Below are 1024 nucleotides of genomic sequence, written 5' to 3' on the forward strand. Positions count from 1 at the left end.
TAGAAATAATTACCCCTTTAGACGTTGATGCGTGCATAAACTGCTTGTTCCCCAAGTAGATTCCTACGTGGTAGGTGCTTCGCCGAGTTTTAAAAAACACCAAATCTCCTTGTTTGGCATCCGTCCAACTCAGCTCAACGCCTTGTGTGGATTGCTGCTTTGTCGTCCTTGGTAGGGCGAGTTGATACGCTTCGACAAAGGCTCTTTGAACGAAAGCCGAACAGTCGATTCCAGATTTTTGTGTTCCACCAAGTCGATAGGGCGTGCCGTGCCACTCGTTGTAAAACTGAAACAAGTCAGGGTTATTAGACAATAACTGATTGGTGGGTACAGTTACTTCAACCTGTTCACTCGGCTCTGGGCCAGACGAACAAGCTGAAAGTAGAGCACTGATTATCAAAGGAAAATATATACGACGCAAATCTTCACCTGTCATCTGTATGACTCATAACTGAAATATTAATGTCATAACCAATCCATAGTATGGGCTGAAAATCACGGTTTTGTCTCACATGTGTGACGGATTCACGACAAAGCCGACTCAACCTCAAGAAAGAATAAAAATTGATTATGGCAACGCGCAAACGCTCACGCACATCGCTTTCACTGATTCAGACTATCAGCGCAACATTTTTAACTATCATCGCACTTGTTATAGCCCTTTCTGTCTCAAGTTTCAAAGGAATGGGGCAGGTTGGAGAACAATTTGAAGATTTGTCTCAAAAAGCATTACCGATTGCGATGGCCAATGCGACTCTGACCAGAAATGTGTTGGAGATGGTGAAACTGCTCAACTATGGAATGCAGGTAACGGAAGCGAAAGAGTTACCGCTTGTAGAAGCGCAAATTGAAGCACTGGCAAAACATACAGAAGGTCTGATCGAGAAAACATCCGAAGTCGCCCCACAGCTTTCCAATGAGCTAAAAGATAAAGTGGAGACGTTGCACCAAATCACAAACTCCATTTTACTCAAGCAATCCGCAGTGATTCAGATGCAAGGGCACATCGACGCGAATGTTGGTG

1 protein-coding gene and 1 pseudogene are annotated in these 1024 nt (G+C 44.1%); one reads left to right on the forward strand and one right to left on the reverse strand.

The annotated features are described in order from the left end of the window. On the reverse strand, positions 1-436 hold a 436-nt coding region (locus tag R7M72_RS26085), incomplete at its 3' end, for an NlpC/P60 family protein (RefSeq protein WP_318056591.1). Between the two features lie 134 nt (positions 437-570). On the opposite strand from R7M72_RS26085, the pseudogene R7M72_RS26090 reads away from it, so the two are divergent. Then, a pseudogene (locus tag R7M72_RS26090) lies at positions 571-1024 on the forward strand (methyl-accepting chemotaxis protein); the annotation flags it as partial.

The sequence above is a fragment of the Vibrio sp. YT-18 genome, assembly GCF_033337345.1.
Lineage (GTDB): Bacteria > Pseudomonadota > Gammaproteobacteria > Enterobacterales > Vibrionaceae > Vibrio > Vibrio alginolyticus.